Raw genomic sequence first — 17,527 nt, 5'->3', positions numbered from 1 at the left:
CAATCCTTTACAGTATCACATGGTCAAACTGGCCAGTCTCTCTTTGTTTAGGAAGATTTTGTGGTTTGTGAGATCAACTCTTGTATTCTTTTTTAAACAACTCTTGATTAAACCGATGCCTAACCTCAGCCTTTGCATGATCGTCCACAATGAAGCGGCGAATTTACCCCAATGTCTCGATAGTGTTAAGTCTTTGGTCGATGAAATGGTGATCTTAGATACGGGTTCCCAGGATGACACCGTGGCGATCACCAAAAGTTATGGAGCCAAGATGATTGAAGGTAAATGGACTGAAGATTTTTCGGTAGCCAGAAATGAGGCTTTGCAATCGGTGACAGGAGATTGGGTTTTGGTGCTAGATGGAGATGAACAGTTTAATCCTAGAATGGCAGAGCTAGTCAATCAAGCGATCGCCGATGACAAAAATTTAGTGATTAATTTAATGCGTCAGGAAATTGGGGCGGCCCAGTCTCCCTACTCTGCTGTTTCTCGGTTATTTCGCCATCATCCTGCTATTCGCTTTAATCGTCCCTACCATGAAACCATTGATGACAGTGTTCTCGCTTTATTAAAACAGGAACCCCAGTGGCAAATTGTGGATTTACCAGGCGTTGCCATTATCCATCACGGTTATACTGCCGAGGCGATCCAGAATTTAGACAAGGCCAATCGTGCTAAAAGGCTTCTCGAAAAGGCGATCGCGGCCAATCCCCAGGATCCCTATCTATGCAGCAAATTGGGAGCTTTATATTTACAGCTAGAGAATGAAAAAGAGGGGATGAAATTATTAAAACAGGGCTTAAAAGTCAATAAAGCCCAGGCTCCTGTCCGTTTTGAATTGCACTATCATCTGGCTAATGCCTATAATCGTCAACAAAAGTGGGAATTAGCTCTTAAGCATTATCAAAAAGCCATTAATGAACCGATTTTATTACCCTTAAAATTGGGAGCTTTAAATAATTTAGGTGGCCTTCTTCAACGTTTAGGAGATCTGTCTAAGGCAAAAAAAATTTATGAAACGGTAATTAGTATCGATCCAACCCTAGCCGTTGGTTACTATAATTTGGGTATGGTTTTAAAGGCCAGTAACCGTTTACCGGAAGCGATCAAAGCCTATCAAAAAGCGATCGCCTTAAATCCCCACTATGCAGAAGCCTATCAAAATTTAGGAGTGACCTGTTTTAAGGCCGGTTTATTGCCGGAAAGTTTGGCTGCCTTTAAGCAAGCAATTAGTCTTTATGAGTCAAAAAGTTCTCCTGAAGCCGAGAAATTACGTCAATCTTTACAGGACATGGGCATGATTTAGAGCTTAACAAGGCTCCATTTTTCCCCTTCTACCATCCCAGAATCCTTTGCGTCAAGATGTTCATCATTCATCAATAATCTTGCTCCCACATTCCGCAAACGCTACAGATAGCGCATAAATACAAATAGATGCTCTTTCTATATGGCGTTAATTTGTTTTAATACACCATGAATAGAGTAGTTTAAATTAATTACTCTATGGGTGGCGGCAACCTGCGGAATGTCGGTTGATAGTCCTTTTTTGGCCAATACACTACTTTGCCTGGATTTTCTGAGAGCCATTTTTTCTGGGCTGCATCTACACAGTTGTGCCACTCAGTCTCAACATTACTAGTTGCATTATAAAACTGCTGCTCAGAAGCATAGATAGTATACTTAAGACTGTAGTGAGAAATCACCTCTACCGATGACTGTAGGATAGGATTCGGGAAAGACTTAACTCCCAAGCCAAAAAGCACTAATGCACCAAGTGCATCAATGATTGTGTAAAGGAAAATCCCTTTGATAATATCCCCTCGCTTGGCTTTTTTCCTCATGGCAACTAAACACAGATAAGTTTCGTGTTTATCGTTCCCAAAGAAGACAAAAAACTCCCAAAAACCAACACAATGAATCAACAATCACTCAAAGCGAGATTGAGCTTGGCCAAATCAGGATCAATGTCATGAAAAAAGGACAGAATCGTTTGACTCTATCCTTCTTCAACTATTGAGATTAAATTTTAAGCAACAGCGACTGCTACTTTTTGGGGCCAACGTCCGACGGCTTTACCAATCACTGATAGCTGTTCCATCACATCATCAAAACGTTCTGGGGTTAAAGATTGGGGCCCATCCGATAAGGCTTTGGCTGGGTTGGGGTGAACTTCTATCATCAAAGAATCTGCTCCCGCCGCGATCGCGGCCATGGCCATAGCCGGCACATAATCCGATTTACCGGTACCGTGACTAGGATCAATCATGATTGGTAAGTGCGTTAAATTGCGTAAAACGGGTAAGACAGATAAATCTAGTGTATTACGAGTATATCTCTGATCAAAAGTCCGAATGCCCCGTTCACAGAGAATCACATTGGGATTTCCTGCTGCCAGAATATACTCGGCTGCCATTAACCACTCTTCAATGGTAGCGGCCATACCCCGTTTTAATAACACCGGTTTATCCTGGGCACCCACTTTCTTAAGCATGGAAAAATTCTGCATATTGCGTGCACCGACCTGGATCACATCCGCCACTTCAGCAATTTTTTCCAAATCAGAGGTATCCATCACCTCGGTAATAATTCCCAGACCACTGGCTGCTTTGGCTGCGGCCAACAATCCTAAAGCACTTTCGCCATGACCTTGGAACGCATAGGGAGAAGTCCGAGGTTTGTAAGCTCCCCCCCGTAGGAATTGAGCACCTGCCGCTTTAACCCGTTTAGCTGTTTCGATGATCATGGCTTCGTTTTCCACCGAACAGGGGCCAGCAACAACCGTCAGAGGATGATTTTTGCCGATCGCCACTGGGCCATTGGGGGTGGGAACAATGACTTCACTGTAATCCCCATGACGAAACTCCAAACTGGCCCGCTTAAAGGGTTGTTCAACACGCAAAACATCTTCGATCCAGGGACTGACCTCTTGAATTTGCAGACGATCTAGACCCGCCGTTTCGCCGACTAGACCGATTACCACTTTGTGCTTACCAACAATTTTTTCCGGTGTTAAGCCGCGATCAATAAACTCCAGACTGATGCGCTCAATTTCTAGTTCGGGAGTCCCGACCTTCATGACGACGATCATGACAAAATGCCTCGATGATTAATGAATAGAATAAGGAAATTTTTCTAAGTTGACTGAATCCAGAATCTTCTTAATTTTACTAACTTTCTTTCGTGGTTTGGCTCTCTGATTTTGCAGTACGCCAAGCAGTTACAGTTCGACTAAAATTCAATCTAAATTCTTGCCAACCCCACCAACTACCCTGCTGATTTTCTTCCCAAGAGGTAGAAAGGACACCATAACTTAATCCCAAAACCCCTAGTCCAAATAGCAATAGACTAACGGCAAGAACAACGTAGGTGGGAATCTCTAGCCAATCATGACTTACAATCCAATAGAAAGCCAGAAAGGAAAACATTCCTAAACCCGTTGGAACCCCCGAAAACAGGGCCATCCGCTTAACCATCCGTTGACTGACGACCTCTGGGATAGTACCGGACTGTCCTTTCCGTTTCGTTTTACTGGCAACAAAGGGACTGTTTTGTTCGGAAGATCCGATTGGGGATTTTTTTTCGACTTTTTTTTTCTTGGACTTGCCTTCAAAGGGTAGGCGGTTACGGGAAGATGGAGCAGGCATAACAGACAGTAAAAAATAGAGATTAACGACGGATACCGAGGCGTTTAATCAAAGCTTGATACCGTTCGGGTTCTTTCGCGTTGATATAGCCTAAAAGCCGTCTGCGTTGGCCAATCATCTTGAGGAGACCACGACGGGAAGCATGATCCTTGGGATTCGCTTGCAGATGACCCGTCAGTTGGGAAATCCGATCCGTTAAAAAAGCGACTTGTAGATCTGAAGAACCTGTATCGGTTTCATGCACTTGATACTCGGTCATCAATTCTTGTTTGCGGGTTTGGGTTAATGCCATAGTTCAGAGAAAATAGTTGTCTAAATCAATTTAAAGCTGCAACCTCTTACTATACCATCTCTTTTAAAGTTTCATCGAAAAAGTTGACGAAAACCAGCAATTCTAAATTTAAGGCGAGGTAAGGGTTGTAGAAAAAAAGGATAATGGGAAAGGACAACAAGGTAGCCAGAGAGGAAGAAAAGATGCAAGGAATAATCAGTATGACTGGTCTGATAGCGTACTTGGTAGCAAGTATAGAGAAAATGAAAGACCCTCGCCAACCCAGTCCAAATACAACCTACAGCCTAAAAGATGCGGTACTAGGTGGTTTCAGCCTGTTTCTAATGCAATGTGAATCATTCCTAGAACATCAAAGACAACTGCATAGTCGCAACGGTAGGGATAATCTTCAAACTCTATTCGGTGCCATCAAAATACCTAGTGACAATCAAATTCGCAATATCCTGGATAAAATCAAAGCCAATTCGTTATTTGTGGTGTTTAGTGACATTTATCAACTACTAAAGACCAGAGGAATATTGACTCGGTATGAGGTGTTAGACAAGCAATTACTAATTCCGCTAGATGGCACAGAGTATTTCTCCTCCCAAAATATCCACTGTGAGCAATGTTCCCATCGAACCCATAAAAACGGGACAGTGACTTACTTTCATTCGGCAATTTTACCGGTAATTGTCTCACCTCAGCAAAAAGCAGTGATTAGTCTTGACCCTGAATTTATTACTCCTCAAGATGGTCACGAGAAACAGGACTGTGAGGTAGCGGCGGCAAAACGTTGGCTCCACAGACATCGAGAATTCTTTGACCCGTTTAGCGTTACTATGATTGGGGGATGACCTCTATAGTCGTCAACCGATGTGCGAAGAGGCTCTTCAAAACCACTTTCACTATCTCTTTGTCGTTTGCCTGAATCTCACCCTACTCTCTATGAGTTTTTGGACTATGCCGAGAAGATTGGGGAAGTTTACTCTTTCCATGAGCGTCGTCGTCATGGTCGCGATTGGCATGACTATCATTATCGTTGGACTTATCACTTGCCCCTAAGAGATGGTTCCGCCGCCCTCAATACTCATTGGTTTGAGGTCACTGTTACTCGCCGTTCTGACGGTCAGGTTCTCTTTCACAACGATTGGATTACCGACCTTTTTCCCCAAGCCGATAACATTGTTGAGTTAGTCAGTGTCGCTCGCTCTCGTTGGAAAACCGAAAATGAGAACCATAATACTCTTAAGACTCAGGGCTACCATCTAGAACACAATTTTGGACATGGTGACCACCATCTTGCTACCTTTTTGCTCACCTTAAATTTACTGGCTTTCTTGTTTCACACCGTTTTACAGCTTTTAGATGAGTCCTACCAACGTATCCGACTACTTTTAGGGGCTCGAAGATGCTTTTTTTCCCATTTACGCACTCTTACTATCTATTTTGTCTTTGATAGCTGGCAACACCTTCTTGATTTTATGCTTGAGCCATTTGACCCTCTACCCGCCACTAATTCCTCCTGATTTTTCAAATTTAGAATTGCTGGCCATTTTTCGGCTGATTTTTAATTTTCTAGCAATTTCTCGATTATTTTCTCCCTCATCTGCCAGAAGCACTATTTTTGCCCTTAAGGCAATTTGCTGCTCTGTTGTATGACGATTTATCAGTTTTTCTAGATGTTCTCGTTCTTTTGCTTCCAACTTTAACTCTTTGGGGGCTAATCGGGGTATGACTTTTTCTCCTATATACCTATATTTATCTTTTTATCGGTTGCCTAATAATAGTATCTTAACTTACGCCTTAGACTACTAGTAGGCTTGGGTGGCGCAAGTCGAAGGACTTGAGACCGACTTGGGCATCAAAGGAAAATCAGGCATTCTCCAATCAATGCAAAGCCGTTCTGAATTTTTGCGAGAGCCCAGTCATAAAATTGTCTTCCACTTCACCCCCAAGCATTGCTCTTGGCTCAATCAAATTGAGATGTGGTTCAGTATGCTGATGAGTAAGTTACTCAGACGAGGCAATTTCATGAGCAGAGAACAGCTCAAAACTCGCATCCTTGACTTCATTGATTACTTTAATCGCACTATGGCTAAACCCTTCAAATGGACTTATCAAGGCAAGGCATTAAAGCAATGATAAACGGTCGCTCTATTCCCGCCCAAGCCTACTAGTTATGTCCCAGTATCAGCGATTGCGGTGGCATAACTCAATCTTTGTTCGCGAGATCGCTGAGGGGTCAAGTTACAAACCAGTCAAATTGATTAGACGGAGGCGAGGAACTTGAGGTTAATCTGAAAATCAGCGAGAATTCAAGCGAGAATAATACTATAATCCGTGACAATAGCCAGAAGCCGATTTAGAGTATGAGGTTAGACCATGAGTGCCGAAATTATTTGTGTTGGAACAGAACTGCTTTTAGGCGAAATCCTCAATAGTAATGTACAGTTTTTGGCTCAGGAATTAGCGCAGTTGGGGATTCCCCATTACTATCAAACCGTTGTGGGCGATAATCTTCAACGCATTCATCAGGTAATGGAAACTGCTCTCCAACGGGCTTCTATTCTGATTTTTACTGGCGGTCTGGGCCCGACAACCGATGATCTCACCACTGAAGCGATCGCCGCTTTTTTTAAAACGCCCCTGCAAGAAAGACCGGAAATTATTGCCGATATTACCGAGAAATTTAGCAAAATTGGGCGGACAATGGCTGCTAATAACCGTAAACAGGCTCTTTTGCCCCAGGGGGCTGACATTTTAGCCAATCCGACCGGAACGGCTCCAGGCTTAATCTGGCAACCCCAGCCAGGGATAACCCTTTTGACCTTTCCAGGGGTTCCCTCTGAAATGAAACGGATGTGGCAAGAGACGGCCATTCCCTATCTCAAATCCCAGGGTTGGGGTCAGACCAGCATTTATAGTCAAGTTCTGCGCTTTCGAGGCGTTGGAGAATCAACCCTGGCAGAAAAAGTGGCTCCGTTCTTTGAGTTACAAAATCCGACCGTTGCCCCCTATGCGGGTCTGGGTGAAGTACGCTTAAGGATTTCCAGTCGTGCCTCTTCTGAAGGGGAAGCTCTAGCCGTGATCGCCCCTATTGCCGAGCAAATTCGAGCCATTGCCGGACTAGATTATTTTGGCAAGGATGACGAGACGCTAGGTTCCGTAGTGGGAGAAAAATTGCGACAAAAAGGCCAAACGGTGAGTGTGGCAGAATCCTGTACGGGCGGAGGTTTAGGGGCGATATTAACAGAAGTGGCGGGTAGTTCTGATTACTTTTGGGGTGGAATTATTGCCTACGATAATCGGGTTAAAGTGTCGTTTTTAGGAGTGAATCCCCAGGATTTGGCCCAATATGGAGCCGTGAGCAGTCTTGTGGCGGAACAGATGGCCCTGGGAGTAAAAACGCGGCTAGGAACAGATTGGGGAATCAGTATTACCGGCATTGCGGGGCCCTGTGGTGGCAGTGAGCAGAAACCAGTCGGTTTGGTTTATATCGGCCTTGCAACTCCTGATGGTACAGTCATCAGCCAAGAACATCGTTTTGGAGCGATCCGAGGACGGGAAGCAGTGCGATATCTGGGAGCCTGTACGGCCTTAGATCAATTGCGCCGTCAACTCATTCAAGGCGATTAAGTTTTACCGCGATCGCCCTGACTCATCCCCAAAACCGTGATCTCTGCCCTCGAAAAGGTTAAGCCAAAACAGTCGCCCATTCTGCTGATTAGCGATCGCCGTTCCCCAGACTTGTTACAATAGTTTACAAAGTCAGTCCTAGTCAGTGCGAACCTATGCCCCAAGCCGTCTTGCCACCCAGTTCTGGCCTAGAGGAAAATCTCATCGAAGTTCTTACTATTGAAGTTCAACCCAGTCATGTACCCATAGGCCATACAGAAGATATTGGCCCAGTGAGCGATAGTTTTCCAGAAAGCTGGCGATATCATCCCGAACTTATTACTGAATTTTATCGACGACGGCCTTTTCAGGTTTTAGGACGACTTTTAAATATTCTCTTTCCCTTTCTCTGGTTTGCCATTGGACTGTGGTGGGACGGCCTTTGGCAAAAAAATGCTAAAACCTCTCGCAAACGTGCTATTCAACTACGGGAACTGCTAACCCATCTAGGGCCAACCTATATCAAGGTGGGACAGGCTCTTTCCACCCGTCCCGATCTCGTTCCTCCCCTCTATCTGGAAGAATTAACAACCCTTCAGGATCAATTGCCCTCTTTCCCCAATGAAATGGCCTATCAGTTTATTGAGGAAGAGTTAGGCGCGCCAGCCACAGAAATTTATGCTGATCTGTCAGAAAGTCCGATCGCCGCAGCTTCTTTAGGACAGGTTTATCGAGGAACGTTAAAAACAGGCGAAAAAGTAGCGGTTAAGGTGCAACGGCCTGATTTAGTACGGCGCATCACCTTGGATATTTATATCATGCGATCGCTTTCCTTTTGGGCTAAGAAAAATATTAAACGACTGCGATCCGATCTGGTGGCCATTACCGATGAACTAGCCAGCCGTATTTTTGAAGAAATGAATTATATCCAGGAGGGACGCAATGCCGAAAAATTTGCCGAACTCTATGGACATTTACCGGAAATCTACATTCCCCATATTTACTGGGCTTATACCGGTCGTCGAGTCCTGACGATGGAATGGATTGAAGGCACTAAATTAACCAATATTCGAGCTATTCAAGCCCAGGGGATTGATGCCACCCATTTGGTCGAAGTGGGAGTTCAATGTTCCCTGCGGCAATTACTCGAACATGGCTTTTTCCATGCCGATCCCCATCCAGGCAACCTGCTCGCAATGAGCGATGGCCGATTAGCTTATCTAGACTTTGGCATGATGAGCACGATCCAACCCTATCAACGCTATGGCTTAATTGAAGCAGTGGTGCATTTGGTGAACCGTGACTTTGAAGGACTGGCCCAGGATTATGTCAAATTAGATTTTTTAAAACCCGATACTGATTTAAGACCGATTGTGCCTGCTTTAAGCCAAGTATTTGGTAATGCTCTGGGTGCGAGTGTAGCGGAATTAAACTTTAAGAGTATTACCGATCAAATGTCCGCCATGATGTATGAATTTCCCTTTCGGGTTCCAGCTTACTATGCCCTCATTATTCGCTCAATGGTGACGTTAGAAGGAATTGCGATCGGGATTGATCCCAATTTTAAAGTGCTCAGTAAAGCCTATCCCTACATTGCCAAACGTTTACTGACCGATCAATCGCCGGAATTGCGGACTTCACTGCGGGATTTACTCTTTAAAGATGGGAATTTTCGTTGGAATCGATTGGAAAATTTATTACGCAATGCGCGGACTTCTAGTGATTACGATTTTGATCAGATCTTAAATCAAGGAACAGATTTTCTGTTTTCTGAACGAGGTCAATATATCCGTGAGAAATTGGTTAATGAGTTGATCAATGTCATTGATGCCTTTGGTCGTCATAGCTGGTTTAATTTTACTCTCACTATTCAGGAGCAACTGGGCTTCGTTCAGCCCAAAACCTTATCGAAGATGCCACCTAAAATAGATGATAATCCCAAAACAATTGAACATTTAAAGAATATTTGGCAAATTCTAGAAACAACCCCAGGTTTTGATCCGATGAAATTAGTTCCCGTCATCAGCCAATTATTGGTTAATCCCACCACTCATCAGATGGGAAAACAGATTGCGGAAGGTCTTCTTCAAAAGGCGATCGCCCGTTTAATTCGCACCTGGGCCTTGGAATTGGGGCAAGTACCTGAACCTGACTTTTCCCGTTAAGTGCGGATTGCAAGCTGCCAGCCTTGGCAAAGGTCATGCAACTTCAACCAACCGCGCCAAAGGACTTGGATACCGAGAGGAGTTTTACGACGATGTTCAAGATAACCACCAAGAAAAGCAACAGACTCGACAGCCCAAGCAACAGTCAAAATAGGGGGAAGTTTTTGAGAGGCGGCTGCTTTTAACACCTGAAGTTGAAGAGGATTAAGAATTTCAATCGCGAGAGCATCGGGCTGGGTACGATGAAGATAAGTAACGTGTAAAAGTTCAACAGCAATGACACTTAAAAAACCCAAAAGAGTTTTCATTCCATCAGAGGCAAGTCGATAACGCTCACTCTGACAACCAGACTTAAGGACTTTATGAAATTCTTCAACCCGCCATCGGTAGGTGTACCAACGAAGAATAGTGACAGCCATCTCAATAGTCTCAACAACTTCTGTAGTCAGAAGCATCCAAGATAAAGGAGTTTCGCCTTCGGGACAATCGATTTCTGTCGCATAAACAGCATAGACATTCAACGGGTCACGATTATCAAAACGATAGGGAGTTCGTAGATTAACTGAGCAAAATCGGACGGCAAGCTTAACCTTCCGTGCTTTTCTTTTTCCTGTACTCGGAATCTCGATTTCTTGATGAAAACGAATCGGTTCTGATTCCAAATGTTGCCAAAGTCGTTCACTATTTTTGTCTAAACTACGATTATGAGACGCTCTGACCAGCACTCCTGTATGCTTGAGTTGACGCACTGAGTCAAAGACTTCTGAAACATCTCCTTCTCTGTCAAATACATGAATTACCCTCGTTGAACTTTCTACCTGTTTCTCACAGGTGTTTAGAGCCTCTACCCATTTGTAGGATTCTTTTTCCTCAAATGGTCTTTGACGAGCTGCTTTTCTTTGTTCTTTCTGTCTTTCTTTTTTCTGCTTCGCCGTTTCATCTGTTGGGGGCTTTTCTTTTACCTCCCTATTCCACAGTTTTTGCCATAATAAACCTAATACTTGTCCTTTTTCTGGCTCAATTGCTAAAGCACTATGCAGTATTAATCCATTCCCTCCTTTTCCAGTCGGCCCATACCCTTCCCTTTTTTCCTTGATATTGCGATAATCTAAGAAGGTCGTATCTCCGACTGATAGCATTATCTTATATTCTTCTACGGCGGCAGTTGTCATTTCACAGTGCGGCTCTATTATCTTGACAAAGTCTGTTTTCGGATTCCCAAAAATTCATAGGCCCTCTTTAACTCGTTTCCTCCCTTAAACACTTCTGATAAGGCTTTTCCAAACCCCTCACTTAACTTTTTCCCAATCGAGAAGGCACGATTGTTTAGCCTCTCGTCTCCCAATTCACAACTGGCAAAGTTTTTTGTCCACCATTCCAACATTTTTTGACCTGCCCTTTAAGATTTTCTCCATTTTACAGTCTCATACTCCCTTCATCCTTTGTTTTTGAAATTTGAACGATAAGCGGGATGATGGCTTCAGAATATTTTTTTCCTGTCAAGAGAATCATTACTCAAACCCTTGCCAGATAAAGCCTCTAGAAGTTTGCATTGCTGGATTTTGGACTTAACGGGAAAAGTCAGGTACCTGAACCGATACCGAGCTTACCAGGGGCATTCCCAGAACACAATCGCTATAAACATTAGTTTGCAGATTAAAATATTCAATCCGCCATAATATTTCTTTCTGTTAGAAGTTACGCATTGGCAAAAGCCCTTAATTGTGAATAAGTAAAAATTGGTAGTCTAAGATATATTTTGGGAGCATCTCACCTTTGCAATAAGTAGAAATACTTAACGAGGTAAATGAAAGAGTCAAAAAAGGTAATCATTTAAATAGGAACAGCGATGACGAAGGACTTGTGGTACATTGTCAGAATTCCAACTCGCACCAGTAATTTTAAGACGATGACCAATTTGTTTAACTTGAGATTCGACAGAGCCAGAGCCAATGGAAATGCCCTCTGCCTGCAAATAACCATAATTGACAATCCGATGTTTATGCTTGTTTAAATAAATGATAAAATTCTCAGCTTGAGGCTCTGACCATCCCTCAAAACAGGAGATAGCGGCATCCACTTCACCCGTCCAAAGAAAAGACTTGACCTCCTCAATTCGCTGGAATGACCCCCCAACTTTATAGAGGTTTTCAATTAAGTGATACCAGTCCAAAATTTCAATTCGCTCATGTTTCTGTCCTATCTCACGAAATAAGTTCCAGATACCATCATGTCCATCTCCCAAACAAATTAAAGGCTTAGCCAAAATTTGAGAATTAACCAAATCTAATAAAGCCGAGTTATCTTGAAAAAAGGCAGCTACCCCCAATTGATGAAAACTGACTCCTTTATAATCACGCCAAATTAAGGGTTCTCCCTTGGGAGTTCTGAGTCGTACCTTCCCACCATCTATGCTAATTTCTTCGACTTCTGTGTTAGAGGGTAATTCTTCAAAATGATAGCGATGTACAAGGCGTTGTTGCGTACTGTGAGAAACAGCAATTCCCGTCAATGATTGGATTTTCTTAGCTGCTTTTTCATAAGACTCATCGCCACTCAGTAGCAAACAGTTCTTCTCTAACATTGGACTCATCTGAGTTCGAGGCTTTAGTTCTAATTTCTTCGCTTGTTTTTCTGTAATGGGCAATTCCCCCAAAATACTTTTTACTGTTCGTATCCGACCTGTGGTTTCCTCGGTACTTGTTTTGACAAAAAAATACCTATTTCTGGGTTGACATACTGAATCATTAAGTCTCTGACAGTCTCCTCTATTTCGCCCAAATTATTAAATGTTTTAACTTGAGATTGTTGATAGAGACATTCTCCCAACTCTTGACATAACTCTTGAATCCTTTTTTCATTTTCTGATAACACTGATAACATGAGATTGTTCCTCAATTGGGATAGATTTTGGAAAGTGGGTCTCGACTATTATACTCTCATTTCTTTTTTTGATAAAGTTCGATAAAGTTCAAAGTCTTATTTTTCTGCCCATAAGTATTAATACTTATTGCATAAGTGAGATGCTCCCCAGCGAATTGAGGAGGTCAAGTCTTTTCTTTGGACGGGTGAAGTGGATGCCGCTATCTCCTGTTTTGAGGGATGGTCAGAGCCTCAAGCTGAGAATTTTATCATTTATTTAAACAAGCATAAACATCGGATTGTCAATTATGGTTATTTGCAGGCAGAGGGCATTTCTATTGGCTCTGGCTCTGTCGAATCTCAAGTTAAACAAATTGGTCATCGTCTTAAAATTACTGGTGCGAGTTGGAATTCTGACAATGTACCACAAGTACTTCGTCATCGCTGTTCCTATTTAAATGATTACCTTTTTTGACTCTTTCATTTACCTCGTTAAGTATTTCTACTTATTGCAAAGGTGAGATGCTCCCTATATTTTTGCTTGGGTTTCGGCGACATTTATCGTCATTAGACCTGTTCCTAGACATTGTGCTGGAGGGCTCAAACGTCTTTATTTCGTCCATTCACATTAGGGAAAATTTCACAATGCGTAACTCTTAAAAATGTTAGGCTGTGGAAAACTTATAATGATTTGGACAGGGAATTTAGTAATAGTTATTTTATGACTGTTTGCACTAATGAACAACAACTAGAACAGTTAGTAAAAATGATTACACCATTACTTAAAAAGGTGGGTGGTGTCTTTTTAGTCACCGAGGCAAATTGGTTAGTCCACTAATAGTTTTATTAAAAATATAGACTTTCCTAAGAGGTATTTATGCAAGAAGTAACCAAAGTTGAAATGATTGTTGACCATGCCGTATTTAAGGATGTTTTAAAGCTACTGGATCAGGCTAAAGTTTCTGGTTATACAGTCATTGATGAAACTTCGGGCAGAGGCGATCGCGGCGAATCCTGTTCCGATTTTAGTTGTTTCTTTTCGGGCATTTATATTATGACTGTTTGCACAAACGAAAAGCAGCTTAATTATGTAACTGAACACCTTAATCCTTACTTAAAAAAAGCAGGTGGTGTTTGTATTACTAGCAATGCCCAATGGATTGAACATTAATTCCTCAACTTTGATAAAAGTTTTATGGCTTAATTTTTGTTATCTTAAACCATAAAATTTTTGTCGTAAACATTTTAAAAATTTGAGTTTTTTATCTGGACAGTGGGAAGTTCTCGAGGCGTGTAAGTGGGGCTTGCTGAAAAAAGCTGAAACCTTTACGGAGAAAAATAGTAGGCGAATTAAGAACCGCTAGAATGCACGAAAATAGGGTAGAATGCCTCAAAACCATTGCATTAAGAAGAGAGAAAGCAGATGTACCGAAAGCAACAGTACTCAATTGAAACACCAGAAAACTTGAAAAATCTGTTCGGCGGGCAGTTAGACGACGAAAATCGTTGGATAGAAATGTCAAAAATGATTCTTTGGGAAGAATATGAGGAAGAATATGCAAAAAACTTCACAGAAAAAAAAGGAGCCCCAGCCAAATCATTTAGAATGGCATTAGGAGCATTAATTATCAAAGAAATTTCAGGAAAAAGTGACAGAGAAACAGTAGAACAAATAAAAGAGAACCCTTATTTACAGTACTTTATAGGAATGGAAAGCTATAGTAGCAAAGAAGCATTTAATGCGTCAATGATGGTTCATTTTCGTAAAAAAATAGGAATGGAATTAATAAATAAAATTAATAAAGAAATAGAAAAAAAAGCGACGGGTGTAGCGTCAGAAAAAAAAGAAAATGAAGGAAAGTTATTGTTAGATGCGACTTGTACACCAGCAGATATAAAATATCCAACGGATATAGGAATATTGAATGATGCCAGAGAAAAAACAGAAAAAATAATAGATAAGCTGTATGAAGAAATAAAAGAGAAAAGGAAAGAAAAGCCGAGGACTTATAGGGAAGTGGCAAGAAAAGAGTACTTAGCCATAGCAAAAAAACGTCGTGTGTCAAAAAAAGAAAGAAGAAAAGGAACAAAAAAACAACTAGGATATATAAAAAGAAACTTGTCTGATATAGAAAAAATGATAGAAGAGGGAGCAAAGTTAGAAAAACTAACGAAAAAAGAGCAAGAAGAGCTTGTAACGATAGGAAAAGTGTATGAGCAACAGTTAGAAATGTATGAAAAAAAGACAAATAAAGTAGAAAACAGAATTGTGAGTGTAAGCCAACCTCACGTGCGTCCAATAGTGCGTGGAAAAGCGGGAAAAGCAGTAGAGTTTGGAGCTAAAATATCGGCAAGTAATGTGAATGGCTTTGTCTTCTTAGACAAATTAAGTTGGGATAATTACAACGAATCGGGAGATTTACAAGCGCGAATAGAAGAATATAAAAGGGAAACAGGATGTTATCCGGAATCGGTTCATGTGGATAAAATCTATCGAACAAAAGCGAATCGAGCTTATTGTAAAGAAAGGGATATAAGAATGAGTGGTCCCCGATTGGGAAGACCGCCGAAAGAGGTGAGCAAAGAAAAAAAGAAAGAGGCACGCTCAGATGAAAGAGTGCGTAATGCCATTGAGGGTAAATTCGGACAGGGAAAGAGGAAATTTAGTCTTGGTCGAGTGATGGCCAAACTACCTGAGACCTCGGAAACGGTAATTGCGATGAACTTTTTGGTAATGAATCTTTCTACTCTACTTCAGAAGACAAAAAGTAAAAAGTTGTAGAGTCGTTTTTCTTGTGAAAAATGGTGTTAATTTTCCTCTCTTTTGTGAGGAGTGATTTGTGTTGACCTTTTTAGACAGAAAGGAACAATAGATTAAACAAAATCTGTATTTTGATTTGTTTCCATAAGGATAAGTTATCTATGCTTTTTCAGTCCATACTTCCCTAACCCACATTTCTTTCGTTTTTTGACTTTTTCAGCAAGCCCTATTTATTCTTCGTAATTTAGGCAATATTATTCCCTGTCATGGAACTGCAAATAATGGGGAAGGTGCGGCCATTGAATATGATATTTTAGCCTTGAATATTCGGAATATCGTGGTTTGTGGTCATTCCCATTGTGGCAGCATAAAAGGATTATTAAAACTGAATAATTTAGTTGAAGAAATGCCGCTAGTGTATGATTGGTTAAAGAATAATGCTGAATCAACTCGTCGTCTTTTAAAAGACAATTATCAAGATTTTCAAGGTGAAGAACTTCTAAAAGTTGCGATCCAAGAAAACGTTTTAACTCAAATAGAAAATCTTGAAACCTATCCCGTAATTCGTTCCAAACTACACGTCAATCAAATCTCTCTTCATGCCTGGTTTTATGAAATTGAGTCGGGTAATATCCTTGCTTACAATGCGGATAAAAGTCAATTTGTCTCCTTAAACTCGGAGCCATTTCCTGTACCTGATCCTTTGGCTAATCGACAATAAAAGTTCTGAAAAATTTGCTAGATTAAGCCGAGAGGAGATTGAATCTCTAGGTACAGGACAAAAAATAATTTCTCTACAGTAAAAATAGTCTAAAGCTTTACTATAGAGAGGTTTCAGTGGTTAGTAGTAGCTGGTAGGTTGAGTTTAAAAAAGTGCAACCCAACAAATTAAGATAGTAAATGACAGGCAAGAAATCGTTAAAGATGTCACCTCAAATATTGCTAGAACAGACTCGGAAGTTTTTGGATAATTTGGCTCCTTTCCATGTCCAATTACTAGGGGCGACAAAGCGCATAGATAAGCTCCAGACCCTAGAGCCAAGAAGTTTAAGCCGCATTGGACATCTGGGCTGTCTGTACGGTTAGTTCCAAAGAGCGATCGCTGCGTTGAATTTTAAGTTTGAGTACTTGATTTAAACCGGCACGATCTACCAAAGATTGAAGCTTGGAACCATCTTGAATGGGTTGATTATTCACGGCCACAATCACATCGCCGCGACGAATACCAGCCCTTTCCGCCGGAGAATCGGGCATGACTCGGACTACTAGAATGCCTTCCACTTCGGCAATCATGAAGAGAGAATTAGGATCACGATTATTCTGTCGGGCTAGGTCAGGAGTCAAATTGACCATTTGCACCCCAATGTAGGGATGGGGAACCTTTTTCCCTGAAGCCAGTAAAGCTTGCAAAGACTTGGCCTGGTTAATCGGGATTGCAAAGCCAATTCCCATGGCATCAGCTCGAATAGCAGTATTAATGCCAATCACTTCACCCTGGGCATTTAATAGGGGGCCACCAGAGTTACCCGGATTAATAGCGGCATCCGTTTGAATAAATTCCACTCGTTTATCGGGAATACCGGCTTTGGCGGCCGATCGCCCCAGGGTGCTAATAATGCCGAGGGTGACAGTGTTATCTAAACCGACCGGATTACCCACTGCGATCGCCCAATCCCCCACTTGTACAGTACTAGAATCCCCTAGGGGTGCGATCGGTAATTCTGAACCTTGGGCATTAATTTTAACGACGGCTAGATCGGTGATCTCATCAACCCCTTTCACCTCACCTTTAAAAATACGACCATCCTTGAGAGTAACGGTCACTTTGTTGGCATTGTCCACCACATGAGCATTTGTCAGGATCACACCACTATGATCAATGATAAAACCAGAGCCTTGACCCACAATCTTACGTTCTAATTCGGAGGGAGGAGCAAAGGAACCGCCAAAAAAGTCACGGAAGAAAGGATCATCAAATAGGGGATCTGCTCTTCGAGTCACAAGCGTTTCAGTATCAATACGAACCACTGCATCGCCGGTGCGGGCCACGGCAGCAGCAACAAAACTTTCGCCACTGGGTTGGATTTTGGCGATCAACGATGCTCTGGGGGCCATCTCCGTCTGGCTTAGTTCATCTGCAAAGCTGCCTAGACTCGGTAGTAGGGTGAAGGTTGTTACTGTTCCGAGCAGCAGAATGAATAAATAA

17 protein-coding genes and 2 pseudogenes are annotated in these 17,527 nt (G+C 42.0%); 10 read left to right on the top strand and 9 right to left on the bottom strand.

The features are described 5' to 3' along the window. Positions 1-115 precede the first annotated feature (115 nt). Complete coding sequence (locus tag KA717_24225; GenBank protein ID UXE59046.1) at positions 116-1,306, top strand: tetratricopeptide repeat protein; 1,191 nt, start codon at positions 116-118, stop codon at positions 1,304-1,306. A gap of 190 nt (positions 1,307-1,496) precedes the next feature. Here the strand turns inward: KA717_24225 and KA717_24220 are convergent, their stop codons facing one another. From KA717_24220 to rpsO, 4 genes are all read right to left on the bottom strand, one after another. Then, a complete protein-coding gene (locus tag KA717_24220) occupies positions 1,497-1,925 on the bottom strand; it encodes a hypothetical protein (GenBank protein ID UXE59045.1) in 429 nt (142 codons plus the stop codon). Between the two features lie 101 nt (positions 1,926-2,026). Beyond that, positions 2,027-3,088 (bottom strand): 3-deoxy-7-phosphoheptulonate synthase, encoded by a 1,062-nt coding sequence (gene aroF, locus KA717_24215; protein ID UXE59044.1) that lies wholly within the window; start codon positions 3,086-3,088, stop codon positions 2,027-2,029. Positions 3,089-3,167: 79 nt separating this feature from the next. After that, positions 3,168-3,644 carry a PAM68 family protein gene (locus KA717_24210; GenBank protein ID UXE59043.1) on the bottom strand — a complete coding sequence of 159 codons (477 nt, stop codon included), beginning with the start codon at positions 3,642-3,644 and terminating at the stop codon, positions 3,168-3,170. A 22-nt stretch (positions 3,645-3,666) separates the two neighbouring features. Continuing rightward, the gene (rpsO, locus tag KA717_24205; GenBank protein ID UXE59042.1) at positions 3,667-3,936 is read right to left on the bottom strand and encodes a 30S ribosomal protein S15; all 270 of its coding nucleotides are present in this window, start codon (positions 3,934-3,936) and stop codon (positions 3,667-3,669) included. Between the two features lie 143 nt (positions 3,937-4,079). Between rpsO and KA717_24200 the strand changes: the two genes are divergently transcribed. Then, entirely contained in the window at positions 4,080-4,772 is a 693-nt protein-coding gene (locus KA717_24200; protein ID UXE59041.1) for a hypothetical protein, read from the top strand. 66 nt (positions 4,773-4,838) lie between these two features. Continuing rightward, a complete protein-coding gene (locus tag KA717_24195) occupies positions 4,839-5,444 on the top strand; it encodes a hypothetical protein (GenBank protein ID UXE59040.1) in 606 nt (201 codons plus the stop codon). Here KA717_24195 and KA717_24190 read toward each other — a convergent pair. After that, positions 5,421-5,621 carry a helix-turn-helix domain containing protein gene (locus KA717_24190; protein UXE59039.1) on the bottom strand — a complete coding sequence of 67 codons (201 nt, stop codon included), beginning with the start codon at positions 5,619-5,621 and terminating at the stop codon, positions 5,421-5,423. The genes KA717_24195 and KA717_24190 overlap by 24 nt on opposite strands. Positions 5,622-5,742: 121 nt before the next feature. On the opposite strand from KA717_24190, the gene KA717_24185 reads away from it, so the two are divergent. From KA717_24185 to KA717_24175, 3 genes are all read left to right on the top strand, one after another. Then, positions 5,743-6,060: a transposase gene (locus KA717_24185; GenBank protein UXE59038.1), complete on the top strand. Its 318-nt coding sequence runs from the start codon at positions 5,743-5,745 to the stop codon at positions 6,058-6,060. A gap of 240 nt (positions 6,061-6,300) precedes the next feature. Next, on the top strand, positions 6,301-7,554 hold the full coding sequence (locus tag KA717_24180; protein ID UXE59037.1) for a competence/damage-inducible protein A: 1,254 nt from the start codon (positions 6,301-6,303) through the stop codon (positions 7,552-7,554). Between the two features lie 155 nt (positions 7,555-7,709). Beyond that, entirely contained in the window at positions 7,710-9,698 is a 1,989-nt protein-coding gene (locus KA717_24175) for an AarF/ABC1/UbiB kinase family protein (GenBank protein UXE59036.1), read from the top strand. On the opposite strand, the gene KA717_24170 is transcribed toward KA717_24175, so the two are convergent. From KA717_24170 to KA717_24160, 3 genes are all read right to left on the bottom strand, one after another. After that, a complete protein-coding gene (locus tag KA717_24170) occupies positions 9,695-10,870 on the bottom strand; it encodes an IS4 family transposase (protein UXE59035.1) in 1,176 nt (391 codons plus the stop codon). The genes KA717_24175 and KA717_24170 overlap by 4 nt on opposite strands. Positions 10,871-10,887: 17 nt before the next feature. Next, a complete protein-coding gene (locus KA717_24165; GenBank protein UXE59034.1) occupies positions 10,888-11,082 on the bottom strand; it encodes a transposase in 195 nt (64 codons plus the stop codon). Between the two features lie 432 nt (positions 11,083-11,514). Beyond that, a protein-coding gene (locus KA717_24160) for an ISKra4 family transposase (protein UXE64769.1) occupies positions 11,515-12,572 on the bottom strand; the annotation gives its coding sequence in 2 pieces (ribosomal slippage) (positions 11,515-12,416 and positions 12,416-12,572; 1,059 coding nt in all). 157 nt (positions 12,573-12,729) lie between these two features. Between KA717_24160 and KA717_24155 the strand changes: the two are divergent. From KA717_24155 to KA717_24140, 4 genes and pseudogenes are all read left to right on the top strand, one after another. Further along, positions 12,730-13,035: pseudogene (locus KA717_24155) on the top strand (ISKra4 family transposase). Between the two features lie 402 nt (positions 13,036-13,437). Beyond that, positions 13,438-13,731: a hypothetical protein gene (locus KA717_24150; protein UXE59033.1), complete on the top strand. Its 294-nt coding sequence runs from the start codon at positions 13,438-13,440 to the stop codon at positions 13,729-13,731. 252 nt (positions 13,732-13,983) lie between these two features. After that, positions 13,984-15,321 (top strand): annotated as a pseudogene (locus KA717_24145) (IS5 family transposase). 256 nt (positions 15,322-15,577) lie between these two features. Further along, positions 15,578-16,042, top strand: a complete 465-nt coding sequence (locus KA717_24140; protein ID UXE64768.1) for a hypothetical protein — start codon at positions 15,578-15,580, stop codon at positions 16,040-16,042. Between the two features lie 326 nt (positions 16,043-16,368). Here the strand turns inward: KA717_24140 and KA717_24135 are convergent, their stop codons facing one another. Further along, a complete protein-coding gene (locus KA717_24135) occupies positions 16,369-17,436 on the bottom strand; it encodes a trypsin-like peptidase domain-containing protein (protein UXE64767.1) in 1,068 nt (355 codons plus the stop codon). Positions 17,437-17,527 lie beyond the last annotated feature (91 nt).

This window comes from Woronichinia naegeliana WA131, assembly GCA_025370055.1.
Taxonomy (GTDB): domain Bacteria; phylum Cyanobacteriota; class Cyanobacteriia; order Cyanobacteriales; family Microcystaceae; genus Woronichinia; species Woronichinia naegeliana.
Note: the sequence above shows the minus strand (reverse complement) of the source record. Positions and strands in the feature narration are given on the sequence as shown.